This is a genomic window from Thioalkalivibrio thiocyanodenitrificans ARhD 1, from assembly GCF_000378965.1.
GTDB classification, from domain to species: Bacteria; Pseudomonadota; Gammaproteobacteria; order Ectothiorhodospirales; family Ectothiorhodospiraceae; genus Thioalkalivibrio_A; species Thioalkalivibrio_A thiocyanodenitrificans.
This window is the reverse complement of sequence record NZ_KB900536.1, coordinates 2,687,482-2,702,220: the sequence shown is the minus strand read 5'-3', so window position 1 is coordinate 2,702,220 and position 14,739 is coordinate 2,687,482. Positions and strand designations below refer to the sequence as shown.

The 14,739-nt window shown below is 68.2% G+C and carries 13 protein-coding genes; all 13 read right to left on the bottom strand.

All coding sequences use genetic code 11. The annotated features are described in order from the left end of the window. Positions 1–384: 384 nt before the first annotated feature. Positions 385–1,854 (bottom strand): hypothetical protein, encoded by a 1,470-nt coding sequence (locus THITHI_RS0112810; protein WP_026186330.1) that lies wholly within the window; start codon positions 1,852–1,854, stop codon positions 385–387. 225 nt (positions 1,855–2,079) lie between these two features. Next, positions 2,080–2,499, bottom strand: a complete 420-nt coding sequence (locus THITHI_RS19035; RefSeq protein ID WP_033336947.1) for a nuclear transport factor 2 family protein — start codon at positions 2,497–2,499, stop codon at positions 2,080–2,082. 251 nt (positions 2,500–2,750) lie between these two features. Further along, positions 2,751–4,985: a type II secretion system secretin GspD gene (gene gspD, locus THITHI_RS19030; protein WP_232199421.1), complete on the bottom strand. Its 2,235-nt coding sequence runs from the start codon at positions 4,983–4,985 to the stop codon at positions 2,751–2,753. Positions 4,986–5,869: 884 nt separating this feature from the next. After that, positions 5,870–6,442 (bottom strand): hypothetical protein, encoded by a 573-nt coding sequence (locus THITHI_RS0112795; protein ID WP_018233502.1) that lies wholly within the window; start codon positions 6,440–6,442, stop codon positions 5,870–5,872. After that, on the bottom strand, positions 6,439–7,029 hold the full coding sequence (gene gspM, locus THITHI_RS0112790; RefSeq protein WP_018233501.1) for a type II secretion system protein GspM: 591 nt from the start codon (positions 7,027–7,029) through the stop codon (positions 6,439–6,441). Before gspM ends, THITHI_RS0112795 begins: the two co-directional genes overlap by 4 nt. Then, complete coding sequence (locus THITHI_RS19025; protein ID WP_018233500.1) at positions 7,026–8,111, bottom strand: PilN domain-containing protein; 1,086 nt, start codon at positions 8,109–8,111, stop codon at positions 7,026–7,028. The genes gspM and THITHI_RS19025 overlap by 4 nt, the downstream gene beginning before the upstream one ends. Before the next feature lie 226 nt (positions 8,112–8,337). Further along, on the bottom strand, positions 8,338–9,237 hold the full coding sequence (locus THITHI_RS0112780; RefSeq protein ID WP_232199420.1) for a type II secretion system minor pseudopilin: 900 nt from the start codon (positions 9,235–9,237) through the stop codon (positions 8,338–8,340). Next, positions 9,234–9,881, bottom strand: a complete 648-nt coding sequence (locus tag THITHI_RS19020; protein WP_018233498.1) for a prepilin-type N-terminal cleavage/methylation domain-containing protein — start codon at positions 9,879–9,881, stop codon at positions 9,234–9,236. The genes THITHI_RS0112780 and THITHI_RS19020 overlap by 4 nt, the downstream gene beginning before the upstream one ends. After that, the gene (locus THITHI_RS20825; protein WP_026186329.1) at positions 9,878–10,279 is read right to left on the bottom strand and encodes a type IV pilus modification PilV family protein; all 402 of its coding nucleotides are present in this window, start codon (positions 10,277–10,279) and stop codon (positions 9,878–9,880) included. The genes THITHI_RS19020 and THITHI_RS20825 overlap by 4 nt, the downstream gene beginning before the upstream one ends. A gap of 226 nt (positions 10,280–10,505) precedes the next feature. Continuing rightward, positions 10,506–10,985, bottom strand: a complete 480-nt coding sequence (locus THITHI_RS0112765; protein ID WP_018233496.1) for a GspH/FimT family pseudopilin — start codon at positions 10,983–10,985, stop codon at positions 10,506–10,508. Between the two features lie 90 nt (positions 10,986–11,075). Beyond that, complete coding sequence (gene gspG / locus THITHI_RS0112760) at positions 11,076–11,525, bottom strand: type II secretion system major pseudopilin GspG (protein WP_018233495.1); 450 nt, start codon at positions 11,523–11,525, stop codon at positions 11,076–11,078. 195 nt (positions 11,526–11,720) lie between these two features. Continuing rightward, on the bottom strand, positions 11,721–12,917 hold the full coding sequence (locus THITHI_RS0112755) for a type II secretion system F family protein (RefSeq protein WP_018233494.1): 1,197 nt from the start codon (positions 12,915–12,917) through the stop codon (positions 11,721–11,723). 9 nt (positions 12,918–12,926) lie between these two features. Continuing rightward, the gene (gspE, locus tag THITHI_RS0112750) at positions 12,927–14,657 is read right to left on the bottom strand and encodes a type II secretion system ATPase GspE (RefSeq protein ID WP_018233493.1); all 1,731 of its coding nucleotides are present in this window, start codon (positions 14,655–14,657) and stop codon (positions 12,927–12,929) included. Between the last annotated feature and the right edge of the window lie 82 nt (positions 14,658–14,739).

The following is a 14,739-nucleotide window of genomic DNA, read 5'->3' as shown; positions in this document are numbered from 1 at the left end:
GCGCCATGACAGAAAAGTAGGATATTTCACGGGGTTGCGCAAGTTATTTCGCGCAATACCCAAAGCCTGTGATTGCCATCCCCCAAAGGACCTTTGGTCACGGTGTGGCCATAGTGTATCGCGCGGCAGGGCACGGGCGACACACCATCAGTCGGCCAATCGAGCACGGGTATCCGCTGGAGCGGCAGCGTGTCGGGCACATGGACATGACTGGCTGGCAGTATAGCCATCGGCGCGGGTAAAGCAAGCATCAACGCATCCGCCGGCGCGCCAATGCGACCAACTACTGACCACGGACAACTGACAAGGGACAAACACCAAAAAAAAAGGGGGCGTTTTCACGCCCCCTGAAGCTTACAGCGGTTTGCGGTGATCTGCGGTTATTTAGTCGAGGGTACTGATCACGCGGGTGTAGGCGTGTTCGAAGGCCAACCCGTAGTTCATCAGGTTGTCGCCGGACACACCGTTCTCCAGCGTGGTGATGGCCATACCGATCACCGGAAGGCCGGTGACCGAGCCCCAGTCCCCTTGGCTGCTCACGATATCACCCGGATTGAGGAAGTTCAGTTTCATCCAACCGGAGTTGATATTGTTGTTGCCGGGAGCGTTGAAATCCCTGACCAGCGCGGAACCGAGCAGGCCGCCACCATTGAACGAGATCACATTCGTCTCGTAGCAGATGGTGTCGTCCTCACCCGGAGGAGGCGGCGGGGAGAACTGCAGGTCGTCCGGACTCTCGGGCGAGAATTCCTCGCGATCCCAGAGGGCGAAGTTGACCGGCACGCAGGACTGGCCGTCGTCGTCATCCTGGAACGTCGGGACACCGGCGTTGGCGAACGGCTCCAGCGTGTTGGCACCCGCTTCACGCTCGTCGACGTAGAAGTTCTTGGTGGGGAACGTGACCACCCAGTCGGTCATCGCGTTGTTGGCCGGATTGACGCTGAACTGGTTCATGACGCTGGTCCGGGAGAGCAGCGCACTTACCGCATCGCCGTCCACGGCATCAAACAGACCCGTCACCGCGAAACCCGGGTTGTCCGTGTGGATCTGCGCGAGCTGCGGGGTGACGTCGGACAGGTTCGGGTTGATACTGGCCGGTTCGTCCATCAGGTTGGAGCCTGGGGCACCGTTGCCATCAGGACCCGCGGGATTGAAGAAGTTCGCCAGCACGACGGGCTCGAAGCTGGCACCCTTTCCGCTGTTGACCTGCATCAGGGTCGCCGTGCCCTTGAGGACGTTGATCGGCTCCAGGAAGGCAGCCTGGGTGGCGGCAAGCGTACCGCCCTGGGCGCCTGGCGTGAAGGCCGTGCGCACGGCAGCGCAATCCCTCGGCACACCATTGATATGCTTGGCGTTGTACGCGACACCGTTAAAGCTTGCCTCGTTTTCCTCGGCGCCAGCGCTGGCGTGACCCATCTGGATCACCTCGATATAGCCTTCCTTGGTACGGTCGAAGCCTTCGTTGCCACCGTCACCATTCGAACCGACGTAATCGAGATTGGTGAAATCCACGCCAAGACGACCGCCACCCACATTCAAGGGCAGTACCGGCGCGGTGCAGGAGTTGTCACCCGTGACGAGGCGGGCTCGCGTGCCATCGGGGGATTCGGTAATCGTGGCGTTCCACACGTCGCGCGGGGACAGGACCACGTTGAAGTCACGGGCATCCCGGCTGTTCTCGCCTTCGCGGAAGCGGATCTTGAAGGCAACCGTGGTGTCCGAGGTGTTGGTGATGTTGATGTTGGTGTCGAAGCCGTTGCGCACCGTGTAGTACGGGAACAACAGCACTTCGCCGACGCCGTCTTCGGCAAAATTCACGGCCTGAGCAGTAGGCACCGTCACGGCTGCGCCCATGGCGATCGCCAAGGCTACACCCAAAGGCTTGACCTTAAACGGTGTCGTAGGAATGTTCCTCTGAACTCTTTTCATAACTCAATCCCCTTTCAGGTTTTTAGAACGAATTGGACAACCGGCCAAGTAGCCTTGACATACGCTGTACTGACCAAACCGCGTCCCGCTGATACTACACACGACTTCTTGCATTTTCAAACTGATTAGATCAAAAACTCAACCAGAACATCAATCACTGCTATGCCACCATTCACCTCCCTCGCGCACCCAGGTTTCGAAGATCGGCCGCTCGTTTTCGAGGGGGCGTCCGTCGGGCCCGAGAGTGAAGTAGGACACCATTACCCGCACATTCGCCCGATCCCCGTCCAGGTCCACCTCGGCCACCTCGGCCGCCGCCCAGCGCATCTGCTGGCCGAAGCGCCCCCGGTAGGCCCGCGACGAGTAGGCGGCACGCAGGGCGGGGGATTCCAACTCATACGCGCCGTCGAACGATCCGGCCACCAGCGCATCCCAGCGCTCCTGCGCACGCGCCGCGACGCGCTCCTCATCTGTAACATCTGTGAGGCCGCGTTCCGACTCGCAACCGACCAACGGCAAAAGCAGCAAGACAAATGCGAGGCAGACGAGCCGCCAACTCACCCTGTTCATCGCCGGACGGAACCGGCCCCGGATGCCCGGGTGTTCCCCGGATACCAACTTTCCGACACGTGACAAACAGTACATCCTCACAGTGAAATCAAACGGCATATCCGGCAATGCGCGAAGGCCGCCGGGCTTCTGCCCGGAACCGGCGCCGCCGTCCTGGCGGTCCGTCCGGCCACCGGCGCGCACCGACCGTACCCTTCCGAAAGCAAACTATACAACCGAATTACCCATCGTCAAGGGGTTTTGTTGTTTTTTTAGCACGGAGATGTTGCATTTTCGCTACACTCCGCCGCCGGCTGGCGCTGCGCATCCCGGATACGGGACTCCAGGCCCTTCATGCGCCGGCGCACCGCTTCCGTTATCATGCGCGCCTCGCCGGCATCCTGGGCCACCCGGGGCTTGATCAGGACCAGCAGTTCCGTGCGCCGCAGGGAGGTGCTGGTGGCCCCGAACAGCGGGCCCACCATGGGCAGGCGGCGCAGGCCGGGTACGCCGCTTTCGTCGCGGCTGTCGGTCTCGCGGATCAGGCCGCCGAGCACGATGGTGTCGCCGCTCTGCACGGCCACGGAACTGCGGATCAGCCGCTGCTGGATGGTGGGGGAATCGATGTTGGAGCTGGTGGTGCTGGACACGTCGTTCACTTCCTGCTCGATCTCCATCTGCACCATGCCGCCGGCATTGACCCGCGGCGTGACTCTCAGGCTGACGCCGGTATCACGGTATTGGATATTGGTGACCGTCACCGGGGAGTCCGTCACAACACTGGTGGCCTCCGACGCGCGCACGGGCACCTGGTCGCCCACGCGGATCAGGGCCTCCTGGTTGTCCATCACCATCACCGAGGGCGAGGAGAGCACGTTGACCCGGGAGTCCTGCGCCAGGGCGCTGAGCACGGCGCGCACCTGGTCGGCGCTGTCGACGATGGAGTAGTTGAAACCCGGGAAGGTGCGCGAGATGTTCGCGGAATCGGCGAGGATGCCCCGGCCGCTGTAATCACCGAGGCTGTCGGTGAAGAACCACTGCAGGCCGTAGCGCAACTCGTCGGTGAGCGACACCTCGATGATGGTGGCATCCACCAGCACCTGCAGCGAGGGCACGTCGAGCTGGCTGAGCCCCTGGAGAATCAGGTCGTAGTCGCGCTCGGAGGCCATGATGAGCAGGGCGTTGTTGCTGTCGTCGGCGATGATGCGCACCTCGCCCTCCAGGGCACCTTCCTGGGTATTGTCGCCTCCGCCCATGGTGGCGGTGACGGTGCCGCCGCCCCCGGTGCGCGGCGCCGGGCTGTCTCCGCCGGGGTTGTCGCTGCCGATCTCCACCGCCTCCACGCCGGGGGCCAGGCCGCGTTCGGGGCGCGCGGCCTGGGTACGGGTCTCGCCCCCGTAGATGTCGGTGAGCAGGCCGGCGACTTCCTCGGCCCGCCCGTGCTGCATGCGGTACACGTGCAGGCGCGCGCGGTGCACGTCCTGGCGCCGGTCCAGGCGCTTGACCCAGACCTCGGCCTCCTCCAGGTAACGGGGCTGCGGCGTGACCACCAGCACCGCGTTGAGCCGCTCGATGGGGATCATGTGGAACAGGCCGGCCAGGGGGGTGCCGCTGTCCATGGCGATCACGCGCTCCAGCTCGGAGACCACCTCGCCCACGTCCGCGTGGTTGAGGGTGTAGAGCGCCACGGACATGCCCGCGAGCCAGTCCACGTCGAAGATGTCGATGGTTTCCTGCCAGCGGGACAACTCACGCCGCGAGCCGGCCAGGATCAGCAGATTGCGCGCCGGGTCCACCCGCACCACGGCGTCTGGCGTCAGGAACGGCTCCAGGATGGTGAGCATCTCCGCCACGCCGATGTACTCCAGCGGCACGATGCGCACGTTCAGGCCGGGGCCGCCGGGGCCGGTGCGCGGCACGCTGGTACCGCGCAGGGCGCCTTCCCGGGGCCGCACCTGGTAGAGGCCGTCGTCGCCGGTCACCAGGGTGGCGCCGTTGAGCCGCAGCAGGCTCTCCAGGGTGGGCAGCAGGTCCTCGCGCGGCAGGGGGCTGGAGGTCTGCATGGTGACGTTGCCGGAGACCCCCGGGTCCACCACGTAGTTCTCCTCCAGGAGCTTGCCGAGGATGAAGTGCACCACTTCCTGGAGGTCCGCCCCCTCGAAGTTGAGGGTGATGTCGCCGGTGCGCCGGTCCACCTGCACGGCGCGCGCGGCACGCTCGGCGTCGAAGAACACGCCGGTGCCGGGGTAGATCTCGACGGATTTGGCATCGGTGTCCCGGGCGTCGGCGTCCACGAGCCGCTCGTCCGCCGGGGCGGTGGGGATCGGCGCCGGCTCATCCTCCGGCGTGCCGATCTCGATCCACAGGGATTCGTCGCGCGGGCGGTCCAGGGCGGCGCAGGCACCGAGCGCGAATGCCAGTGTCAGCACCAGGGCCGTCCTGAGCATGCCAGAGAAGGGGGGAACCCGGGTCCGGGAGGGTACGCGTCCTGCTGGGGGTGCGTTCATGGATTCTCGCTGCTGGGGTTCGACCGGGGCCTCGGACGCGTCCGCAAACCCGTGGTATGTACATGAATCCGTACTTCGCGCGCAAGTATAACGACTGGCGGCGCCATGCACGAGAGCCGGGCTTCGCATTTCCCCGCGCCCGCCCCGCCGCAGCAGCCGTAGGTTGGGGTGAGGAACGAACCCCAACATGCCCGGCCCCGGGAGACCTCCGCCATGTTGGGGTTCGCTGCGCTCACCCCAACCTACGGTCCCTCACCCTTCCCGCCTCGACCAGGGCCGTAGGATGGGCAAAGCGCAGCGTGCCCATGCGGAAGAGGCCTCGGCGGGTGACCGAAGCTCGTGACGAGCAACCTGTCAGCCCGTCTCTCGTCACTTGTTACGCGTCGCCGTTCGTCCAGCATGGGTCCGCTGCGCTTGACCCATCCTACAACTGCCCAAGGTTTTTCCTCTGTGACCTCTGTGTCCTCTGTGGCAAGAAACAGCAGTCGTAGGTTGGGGTGAGGAACGAACCCCGACACGCCCCGGGCCCGGAGACCTCCGCCATGTTGGGGTTCGCTGCGCTCACCCCAACCTACGGTCCCTCACCCTTCCCGCCTCAACCAGGGCCGTAGGATGGGCAAAGCGCAGCGTGCCCATGCGGAAGAGGCCTTGGCGGGTGACAGAAGCTCGTGACGAGCAACCTGTCAGCCCGTCTCTCGCCACTTGTTACGCGTCGCCGTTCGTCCAGCATGGGTCCGCTGCGCTTGACCCATCCTACAACGGCCCAAGGCTTTTCCTCTGTGACCTCTGTGACCTCTGTGGCAAAAAAACAGGGCGCTGATCCACCCTGCAACAACGCTCGAACCGGCGGCGGCGCCGGGAGCCGGGGTTCGTATTCCCCGACGTCACTCCCGGGCGCGGGGCGCGGCGCGTTCGCCGGGCGCGAGATCCACGCCCCGGCCCGGGGGCCGCAGTTCGAGGCGCGTCTCCTCGCCCCGGGCACGGAACACCACGTGGGTCTCCTCCACCTGGTGGAGCAGCCACTCGCGCAGGGTATCGCCCATGGAAAGGCGCAGGATCTCGTCGGTACCGCTCACCAGGAACCAGGCGTGCCGTTCGTCGGGCGTGATAATCACGCTGGTGAGCCGCAGATCCGACAACTCCGGGAGCGGCGCCTCCGGCTCGGCCTCGGCCTCGGCCTCCGGCGCCGCGTCATCCGCCGTTTCCGCCACCGGCGGGCGGCGAGTGCTCATGAACAACGGCCGCTCGATCAGCGCAGGGTATCCGTCCGGGCCCTGGAACCCGGAATCGTCCGGCAGCAGCACCGGCTCCGCCCTCTCCGCGGGCCGCTCGGATCCCGGCGGCGATGCGAGCACCCGCGCCTGCCAGCGGTCCATGGCCACCCAGGTCCCGGCAATCACGGCCGCCAGGACCAGCAGCAGGCCGGAAAGCGTGACGCGCGCGGGGAGCCCGGTCATGGCCGGGCCTCGCGCATGTAGGCCTGCACGTCGAAATCCACCTCCACCTCGCCGGTCTCCTGTGCGGGCCGACGTCCGGCGCGCTGGCGCAGGCGAAGCAGCCGGACGTTGAGGTTGTCCACGAACAGCAGCGGGCGGCGCGTCTCGATCCCGTGGAGCAGGTCCGCCAGTTCCTCGCTGGTGGCAGTCATGCGCACCGTCACCGACACCCGGGTGAAGCCCTGCTCCTCCAGGGGCCGGCCCACCTGCATGGAACGCACCTCGCCGCCGTGGGTGTCGACCATCCGCCCGATCAGCTCCTGCACCTGGGCGGCCGCCAGCGACGGGGTGCCCTGCTCGAACAGGTGACCCCGGGCGAGGGCCTCTGCCCGCAGGGCCTCGATCTCGGCCTCCAGTTCCGGCAGTTGCGCGGCGGCCGCGTGGAGCCGATCCAGGCGGAACTGCTGGTCGTCGATGGCCGTGAGGTAGTGGTTGTAACGGGCCACATACGGTATGAGCAGGGCAAAGATCACGATCAGCACCAGGGCCAGCAGAAGGCCCAGGGCCACCACCCGTCGCTCGCGCGGCTTGAGCCGGTCCAGGTTCACGACGCGGGCTCGCGAATGGACAGGGCGATCTGGAAGACGTCCCGGCCGGTGGTGCGGTCACGGGTCACCGGAGCCGCGAAGCTCACGGATTCGAACATGGGGGAATCCTCGATGCGACTGATCAGCCCGGATGCGGCGCCGGACAGGCCCTGGATCACCAGGCGATGCCCGTTGAACTGCAGGCTCTGCACCCAGGTGTCATCCGGAAGAACCATTGCCATCTCGTTGAGCACGGCCACCACGGGCGGGCGGGACTGCTTGCGTTCGATCAGGAACCGCGAGTGGGCGAGCAACTGGTCGCGCTGTTCGCGCAGGTCCTGGGCCCGGGTGGCCACCTGCTGGACCTGGGCCACCTCGCGGTTGAGCTGTACCACCACTTCGCGCAGCTTCCACAGGGGCAGCAGCAGGGCCACCACCAGCAGCGCCACCACGGCCCCGGTGAGCAGGGTCCGCCCGCCGGGCAGCCTGCGCCGGGCCACGGGGCCGCGGGCGGGGGCCAGGTTCAACCCGGGGGCCTGGTCCGCCTCGACGCGGTCCGGGTGCACGCCCCAGTTGCCGAACTCCTGCAGCCAGTGATCCAGGAAGGTACGCGGCACGGCCACGAGGCGGACCTGCACCCGGCCCTGGGCGCTGTCCCGGCCGATCACCTGGTATCCGTGATAGACCGCGTCCGCCTTGAACGGGGTGTAGCGGTCCATCTCGTAACGCAGCACCTGGTCGAGGTTTTCCTCCACGGCGGCGGGCATGCTCAGCTCGCGCACCAGCACGGCGCGCCCGGCAAGGCGCAGCACCAGGCGCCGGTCCTTGCCCCGGGTCGCCGCCAGGGTATCCACCAGCAGGGCCGCCTCGCTGCCGTCCGGGGGAAACCGGCGCACGGTGCGGGTGCCTTCCGCCGTCACCAGGTCCAGTTCGATGGCCTCGTCGGTGACCCGCAGGTCCACCCGCTCGCGCACCAGGTGCAGGCGCGCGCGCAGCCCGGGCGGGAGCATGGCGGCCAGTTCCGACAGCCACCACGCCAGGAAGGCGCCGGCCTCCCGGCGCAGGTCCCCGAGCCGCCCGGCGGACAGTGGCGAGGCGCTCATGGGCGGGCCTCCGCGTGGGCGGCCGGTCCGTGGGCGATCTGCCGGGGCTGGGAAACCATCGCCGAGGGGACTCGGCTCCTACAGGGGGCGATCGGCCGGGCCATTGAAACCATCGCCCAGGGGACTGGGCTCCTACGGGAGACGCACCGGCCGACCCTGCCGGCGGATGCGCTTTGCTGATCCGCCCTGCGGTGAACGGGTACAAGCAACGGCGAGAAGTGCGGGTTCAAGCCCCCCCCTCCAAACGGTAGTGGACGATTCTGTAGGGTTCCCGGCCCGCGGCGGTTTCGGGCATGAGGACGACGCGGAGGCCCTGTTCGAGACCCGAGGGCATCCGGGCCACGGCCTCGACACTATACGCCAACCCGCCGCCACCGCCCAAGCCTGCCCACTCCAGGGCGGGATCCGGCAGATCCTGCTCCCGCGCCTCCTCGCGGCGCTCGAGGAATGCGTCCACCTCGCCGGCATCGATACCCGGCAGCGCGAGCAGCACGTCCCGGTCGGCGGACGTCGCGTCGATGCCCGCCTGGCGGGAATGCACCGTCACCATGGGCCGGATGCGCCGGTACAGATCCGGGGTCATGCCCGGCACCAGCAGCAGTTCCTCCACGCCGAGAAACGGCTCGTTGCGCGGGCCGTAATCCAGCCCCGCCGCCCGGTAATCCGCCTCGGAGAGTCCGGCGGCCCGGCGGAGGGGGCTCGGGTCCCGCCAGTCCAGGATGCTGTCCACGAGAGCGGCCCGGGCGCCCCCGTCTTCCATCCCGGCGGCCCGCAGCACACCGTCGATCAGTTCCGGCGGTGCATGATTGATGTCCACCCGTCCGGACTCCGAACGGACCCGGATCACCAGGGTGGCGTCTCCGAAGCGCAACTGCCGGGGCCGGCCGTCGGGTTTCCAGGCCAGTTCCTCGTCACTCTCCGTCAGGCCCAGCATGGCGAAACGCACGCCCGCCTCGGCGGCTGCGCGGGCCTCGGCCACCTCCACCATGTGGCGGATGGTGCCCGCCTCGCGGCGCATGCCCAGGGTGAAGCTGGCGGCGATCACCGCAAGCAGGGTGATGACCCACAGCACCAGCACCAGGGCCATGCCCGCCTGCCGGCGAAGACCCGGGGCTCCGGCGTTCACTCCGGGAACCTCATCTCGATGTAGACCTGTCCCTGGCGAGGCTCGGCCACCAGGAACAGATCGGGCTCCGACGGATCCGCGGGCTCCAGTTCCAGGCGCACCAGTTCCGGCAGGTTGTCGCTGTGATCCCATCGGTCGCGCCACTCCAGGCGCTGCGGATCATCGGGCGCGCCGAAGTACGACAGATGCAGACCGTCAATCCCCTCCATGAGCAGCACCGCGTCCTCCACCTGCGCAGCCGGCGCATCCATCACGTCCGGGTGAAACAGCCGCCAGGTGAGCACCAGGCCGCGGCCCCGATCCGTCTCGCCCAGGGCGAGGCGCATGTACTGCACGCCGCCTCCGCCCCGGTGGGCCGGCAGGGGGGAGACCCAGCTCACCGAGTCCGGTTCGCCTTCGAAGGCGAGTCGCGCCTGCTCGCCCTCGGCGGAGTGCATCACCGGCATGGCGAGGGCGAGTTGCCGTTCCACCACGCGCATGGCCATCTCGCGCTCCGCCACCGCCGCCACCTTGTGCTCCGCGGCATCCCAACTGTTCGCGCCCAGGCGCAGGCCGGAGAGCAGCACGGTCATGATCAGCGCCAGCAGCACCAGTGCGATCATCAGCTCCAGCAGCGTGAAGCCCCGCTGGCAAGCGCGCCTCACGGCCGGGCCTCCAGGCGCACGGTGTGCAGGTCCACCTGCCGGTCGCCGGCGCCGCCGGACCAGGACACGCGCACGGAGATGGAGTAGGTCTCGAAACGCTCGGCGGCGCCGGGGGCGATGTCGCCGGTGGACATGGGGGAAATCTCCGCCTGCCAGCGATAGGGGGTCCCGTCGAAGCTGCCGCTGTGGTCGCCGGCCTGCAGCGGGCGCGTGGCGGCGTACTCGGTGAGCAGGGATTCGGCCATGCGGGTGGCCTCGCCGTATTCCTCCGCCACCATGGCGGTGCGCAGGCCGGTGGAGAACACCTGGAACAGCACGCCCAGGGTCACCGCCAGCACGGCAAAGGCCACCAGCACCTCCAGCAGCGAGAACCCCCCGCAACGTGCCCGCGCAGGCACCCGACCCCTCGGACGTCCCGTAGGAGCCCAGTCCCCTGGGCGATAGGTTCGGGGCCCCGGCGGATCGCCCACAGGTGCGGCCCATGCACCCCCCGCATTCCCCGTAGGAGCCCAGTCCCCTGGGCGATGGGTTCGGAGGCCCGGCGGCTCGCCCCCCGTAGGAGCCGAGTCCCCTCGGCGATCGCTTCGATGGGATACCACATCCCCGTTGAACAAAATGCGCCGGCTACTCATCGAGAATGCTGACCTTGCCCGTCAACCACTGCACATCCACGACGAAGCGGCGTTCCCCGCTGCCGAGGGTGACCCGGCCGCCGGTGGAGGATCCGTCAGGAAAAAAGGTGATGGCGCCGGCGCTGTCACCGCGCAACTCGGAACGCCCGGTGCGCAGCCGCACGTCCACATGGCGGGCGAACTGGTGTTCGCGCTCCTCGCCGGCACCCTCCACCCGGTAACTGCGCGCATCCACGTCGATCACCACCGCCACTTCGTTGCGCGTGGCGATGGCGCGCCCGCGGGCATAGCGCAGGGCGGTGGCCACGTCCCGGGCCGCGCCCTTGAGCTCGACGCCCGGCAGCACGGCCCCGAAACGCGGCACCACCAGCCCCAGCACGGCGGCCGCGATGACCACCACCACGATCAGCTCCAGCAGCGTGAAGCCGGCGGCGCGATGCCGGGGGAAACGGGTTCGGGGCACCGTGCGCATGGGCCGGCGATCAGCGGGTCAGCGCCCGCGGATACAGGCGGTGGCGTTCCGGGGCGACCGCGAGGGGGCGTGGCGTGCGTGCACCGGCGCTCAGTTCCAACTGGTGACCGGCTGGTTCTCGCCTTCGCCGCCGGGGCGTCCGTCGGCGCCGTAGGTCCAGATGTCGAAGGTCCCGTACTCGCCGGGAAAACGGTAACGGTAGGGATTGCCCCAGGGATCCACGGGCAGTTCCCGACGGCGCAGGTAAGGGCCGTTCCAGTTGGACACTCCGTGGGGCTGGCTCACCAGGGCGTCCAGCCCCTGGTCGGTGCTGGGATAGGTGCCCACGTCGATCCGGTACAGGTCCAGGGCGGCGCTCAGATCCTGGATCTGGAGCCCCGCCGTGCGGGTCTTGGACTCGCCCAGGTAACGCATCACCTGCGGACCCACCAGGCCCGCCAGCAGGCCCAGGATCACCAGGACCACCAGCAGCTCGATGAGGGTGAAACCCCGGGTGCGGCGCGCGCCGGCGGCGTGATCAAACGTGCATTGGAATCGCATATGGAATCGACCTTTCAAGTCCGTAGGCCGGATAAGGCGCAGCCGCATCCGGCGGGTCCGCACAACGGGTGGGCGGATGCATGTCTCCCGGCGGGGACTCCCTCACCCGTGCGGCGCGCCGGCGAACGCCCGATCGCGCGGCCATGAGCCGCCGGACCCGCCTCCGCCCGTGAAACCGCACAGTACGACAGCCTATCAGAAGGCGAGTTCATTGACACTGACGATGGCAATGAGGATGGACACGATGATGGTGGCGATGAGCAGGCCCAGGCCGACGATGAGCACGGGCTCCAGCAGGGACAGCATCCGCTGCACCGCCACGCGGACCTCGCGGTCGTAGATGTCGGCCACCTGCATGAGCATCCCCTCGAGCCGGCCGGTCTCCTCACCCACCCGGATCATCTGCATGCCCAGCTTCGGGAACAGGTCCGCCTCCATCAGCGGCGCGCTCATGCCCTGCCCGCCCTTGAGCCCCTCCACTGCCACGCCCATGCCGCGCTCCAGCACCCGGTTGTTCAGGGTCTCGCGCACGATGGACATGGCGGTGAGCAGCGGCACGCCGTTGCCCAGCAGGGTGCCCAGGGTGCGGCTGAAGCGGGCCGTTTCCAGCTTGCGCACGAGATCCCCCGCCAGGGGCAGGCGCAGCACGCCCGCATCCCAGCGCAGCCGGAACGCCGGATCGCCCAGGCGGTGGCGCAACAGGAGCACGATCAGCACCACGGCGCCGATCAGCGCCCACCAGTATCCGCGCAGCAGCTCGGCCGAGCCCACCACCACCTGGGTGAGCATGGGCAGAGCGCGGCCGGCATCGTCGAAGAGCTGGGTGAAGTGGGGCACCACGAACACCATGAGCACGAACACGGACACCAGCGAGACGACCAGCAGGATCGCCGGGTAGATGAGCGCGGAGACGATGCTGTCGCGCAGGTCCTTGGCCCGCTCCAGGTACTCGGACAGGCGCTGCAGCACCACTTCCATGGCGCCACCCATCTCGCCGGCGCGCACCATGCTGACGTAGAAACGCGAGAACACGCCGGACTGCGCCTCCAGCGCCTCGGACAGGGAAGCGCCGCCGCGCACCTGTTCCAGCACGCGGCCGGTCATGCGCGCCAGGCGCGGGTCCTCGGACAGGTCCACGATGATCTGCAGCGACTTGTCCAGCGGCAGCCCGGCGCCCAGCAGGGTGGCCAGCTCCTGGGTGAAGACCTGCACGTCCCGGGCGCGCACGCCCACGCGGCGCAGGCGGGTGACGCCGCCGCCCTGCACCACGCGAATCGGGATCTGCCCCGCGGCCTGGAGCTGGTTGATCACCTGCTGCTCGTCGGCGGCGAAGATCTCGCCCTCGCTGGTGTCGCCGGTCGGCGTGGCCGCCTTGTAGCGGTAGAGAGGCATATCCGGCGCTTACTCCTGGGTGACGCGCATCACTTCATCCAGGGTGGTCAGCCCCCGGACGGTCTTGCTCAGGCCGTCGTCGTACATGGTGTGCATGCCTTCCGCGCGGGCGGCCTTGTCGATCTCGCCGGACACCGCGTGGCGCATCACCAGCGCCCGGATCGTGTCCGTCATGATCAGGAATTCGAGAATGGCCAGGCGCCCGCGGTAACCGGTGTGCGCGCAGGCGTCGCAGCCGACGGCCTTGAACAGGCGCACGCCCTCCGGCGGCGCGTAACGGTCCAGCCGGAGTTCCTCACGCAGCTCCGGCAGCACCGGTATCTCCTCGCGGCAGTGGGGGCAGAGCTTGCGCACCAGGCGCTGGGCCAGGATGCCGTTGACCGTGGAGGTCAGCAGGTAGTCGTCCACGCCCATGTCCAGCAGGCGGTTGACGGTGCTGGCGGCGTCGTTGGTGTGCAGGGTGGACAGCACCACGTGCCCGGTGAGCGCCGACTGCACGGCGATGCGCGCGGTCTCCAGGTCGCGCATCTCGCCCACCATGATCACGTCCGGGTCCTGGCGCACGATGCTGCGCAGGGCGCCGGCGAAGTCCAGCCCGATCTGGGGCTTGACCTGGATCTGGTTGACCCCGTCGAGTTGATACTCCACCGGGTCTTCCACGGTGATGATCTTACGCTCCGAGGTGTTGAGCCGCGACAGGGCCGTGTACAGGGTGGTGCTCTTGCCGCTGCCGGTGGGGCCGGTGACCAGGATGATGCCGTGGGGCAGGTCCAGGATCTTCAGGAATCGCTCCAGGGCCTCGCCCTCGAAGCCGAGCACGGCGAAGTCCAGGGTGATGCTTTCCTTGTCCAGCAGACGCATGACCACGCTCTCCCCGTACAGGGTGGGCACGGTGGAGACGCGCAGGTCCAGTTCCTTGCCGACGATGCGCAGCTTGATGCGCCCGTCCTGGGGCAGGCGCCGCTCGGCGATGTTGAGCCGCGCCATGATCTTGATGCGCGAGATCACCGCGGCCGTGGAACGGGCCGGCGGCGCGTCGATCTCGTGCAGGATGCCATCGATGCGCAGGCGCACCTTGAGCGCGCCCTCGAAGGGCTCCACGTGGATATCCGAGGCCCGGGATTCCACCGCCTTCTGGAGAATGAGATTGACCAGGCGGATGACGGGGGCCTCGCTGGCCATGTCCCGCAGGTGCTCGATGTCCTCCTCGCGCACGTCCTCGCCGGTCTCCACCGTCAGGGCGGCATCGCCGTCCGCCGACGGCCCGGCGGCGGACGCCCGCTCCAGGGCCGCGGCGATGTCCCCGGGAATGCCGACCCGGGGCCGCACGTCCAGGCCGGTGGCCAGGCGCACGGCATCCTGCACGAAGCGGTCCCTGGGGTCCGGCATGGCCAGGACGAGACAGCCGTCCTCCTCGTACAGGGGCAGGGCGCCGGCCTCCTTGAGAAAACGCGCGGACAGGCCCTGGGGGAGTTCCACGGGATCGGGATAATCGTCCGCGTCCAGGAGCGGCACGCCGGTGGTGGCGGAGAACGCCTCGGCCTGGTCGCGCTCACTGACCATGCCCAGGCGCTGGAGCACGGCGACCAGCCCCAGCGACTCGGTCCGGGCCAGGCGCGTGGCGCGCTCCAGGTCCGGTTGCCGCAGGCGCCCGTTGGCCACCAGCCAGTCGGCGACCGCCTGATCCGGCACGCCGGTGACGGCGGTCGGATCGTCGGATACGGGCTGCGGGGCACTCATGTTGGCGGGGTCTCTCCAAGGCGGATGCATCGGCGCGCATCCGCGTCACTCGTACAAGGCCCGGGATTATACAGCAGACCCC

What these genes read in the sequence shown, in the direction of transcription:
- THITHI_RS0112765 (WP_018233496.1), bottom strand. Translation starts at nt 10,985, where the DNA reads ATGCGCACGGTGCCCCGAACCCGTTTCCCCCGGCATCGCGCCGCCGGC.
- gspG (WP_018233495.1), bottom strand. Translation starts at nt 11,525, where the DNA reads ATGCGATTCCAATGCACGTTTGATCACGCCGCCGGCGCGCGCCGCACC.
- THITHI_RS19025 (WP_018233500.1), bottom strand. Translation starts at nt 8,111, where the DNA reads ATGAGCGCCTCGCCACTGTCCGCCGGGCGGCTCGGGGACCTGCGCCGG.
- THITHI_RS0112810 (WP_026186330.1), bottom strand. Translation starts at nt 1,854, where the DNA reads ATGGGCGCAGCCGTGACGGTGCCTACTGCTCAGGCCGTGAATTTTGCC.
- THITHI_RS0112755 (WP_018233494.1), bottom strand. Translation starts at nt 12,917, where the DNA reads ATGCCTCTCTACCGCTACAAGGCGGCCACGCCGACCGGCGACACCAGC.
- THITHI_RS19035 (WP_033336947.1), bottom strand. Translation starts at nt 2,499, where the DNA reads ATGAACAGGGTGAGTTGGCGGCTCGTCTGCCTCGCATTTGTCTTGCTG.
- THITHI_RS0112795 (WP_018233502.1), bottom strand. Translation starts at nt 6,442, where the DNA reads ATGACCGGGCTCCCCGCGCGCGTCACGCTTTCCGGCCTGCTGCTGGTC.
- gspE (WP_018233493.1), bottom strand. Translation starts at nt 14,657, where the DNA reads ATGAGTGCCCCGCAGCCCGTATCCGACGATCCGACCGCCGTCACCGGC.
- gspD (WP_232199421.1), bottom strand. Translation starts at nt 4,985, where the DNA reads ATGAACGCACCCCCAGCAGGACGCGTACCCTCCCGGACCCGGGTTCCC.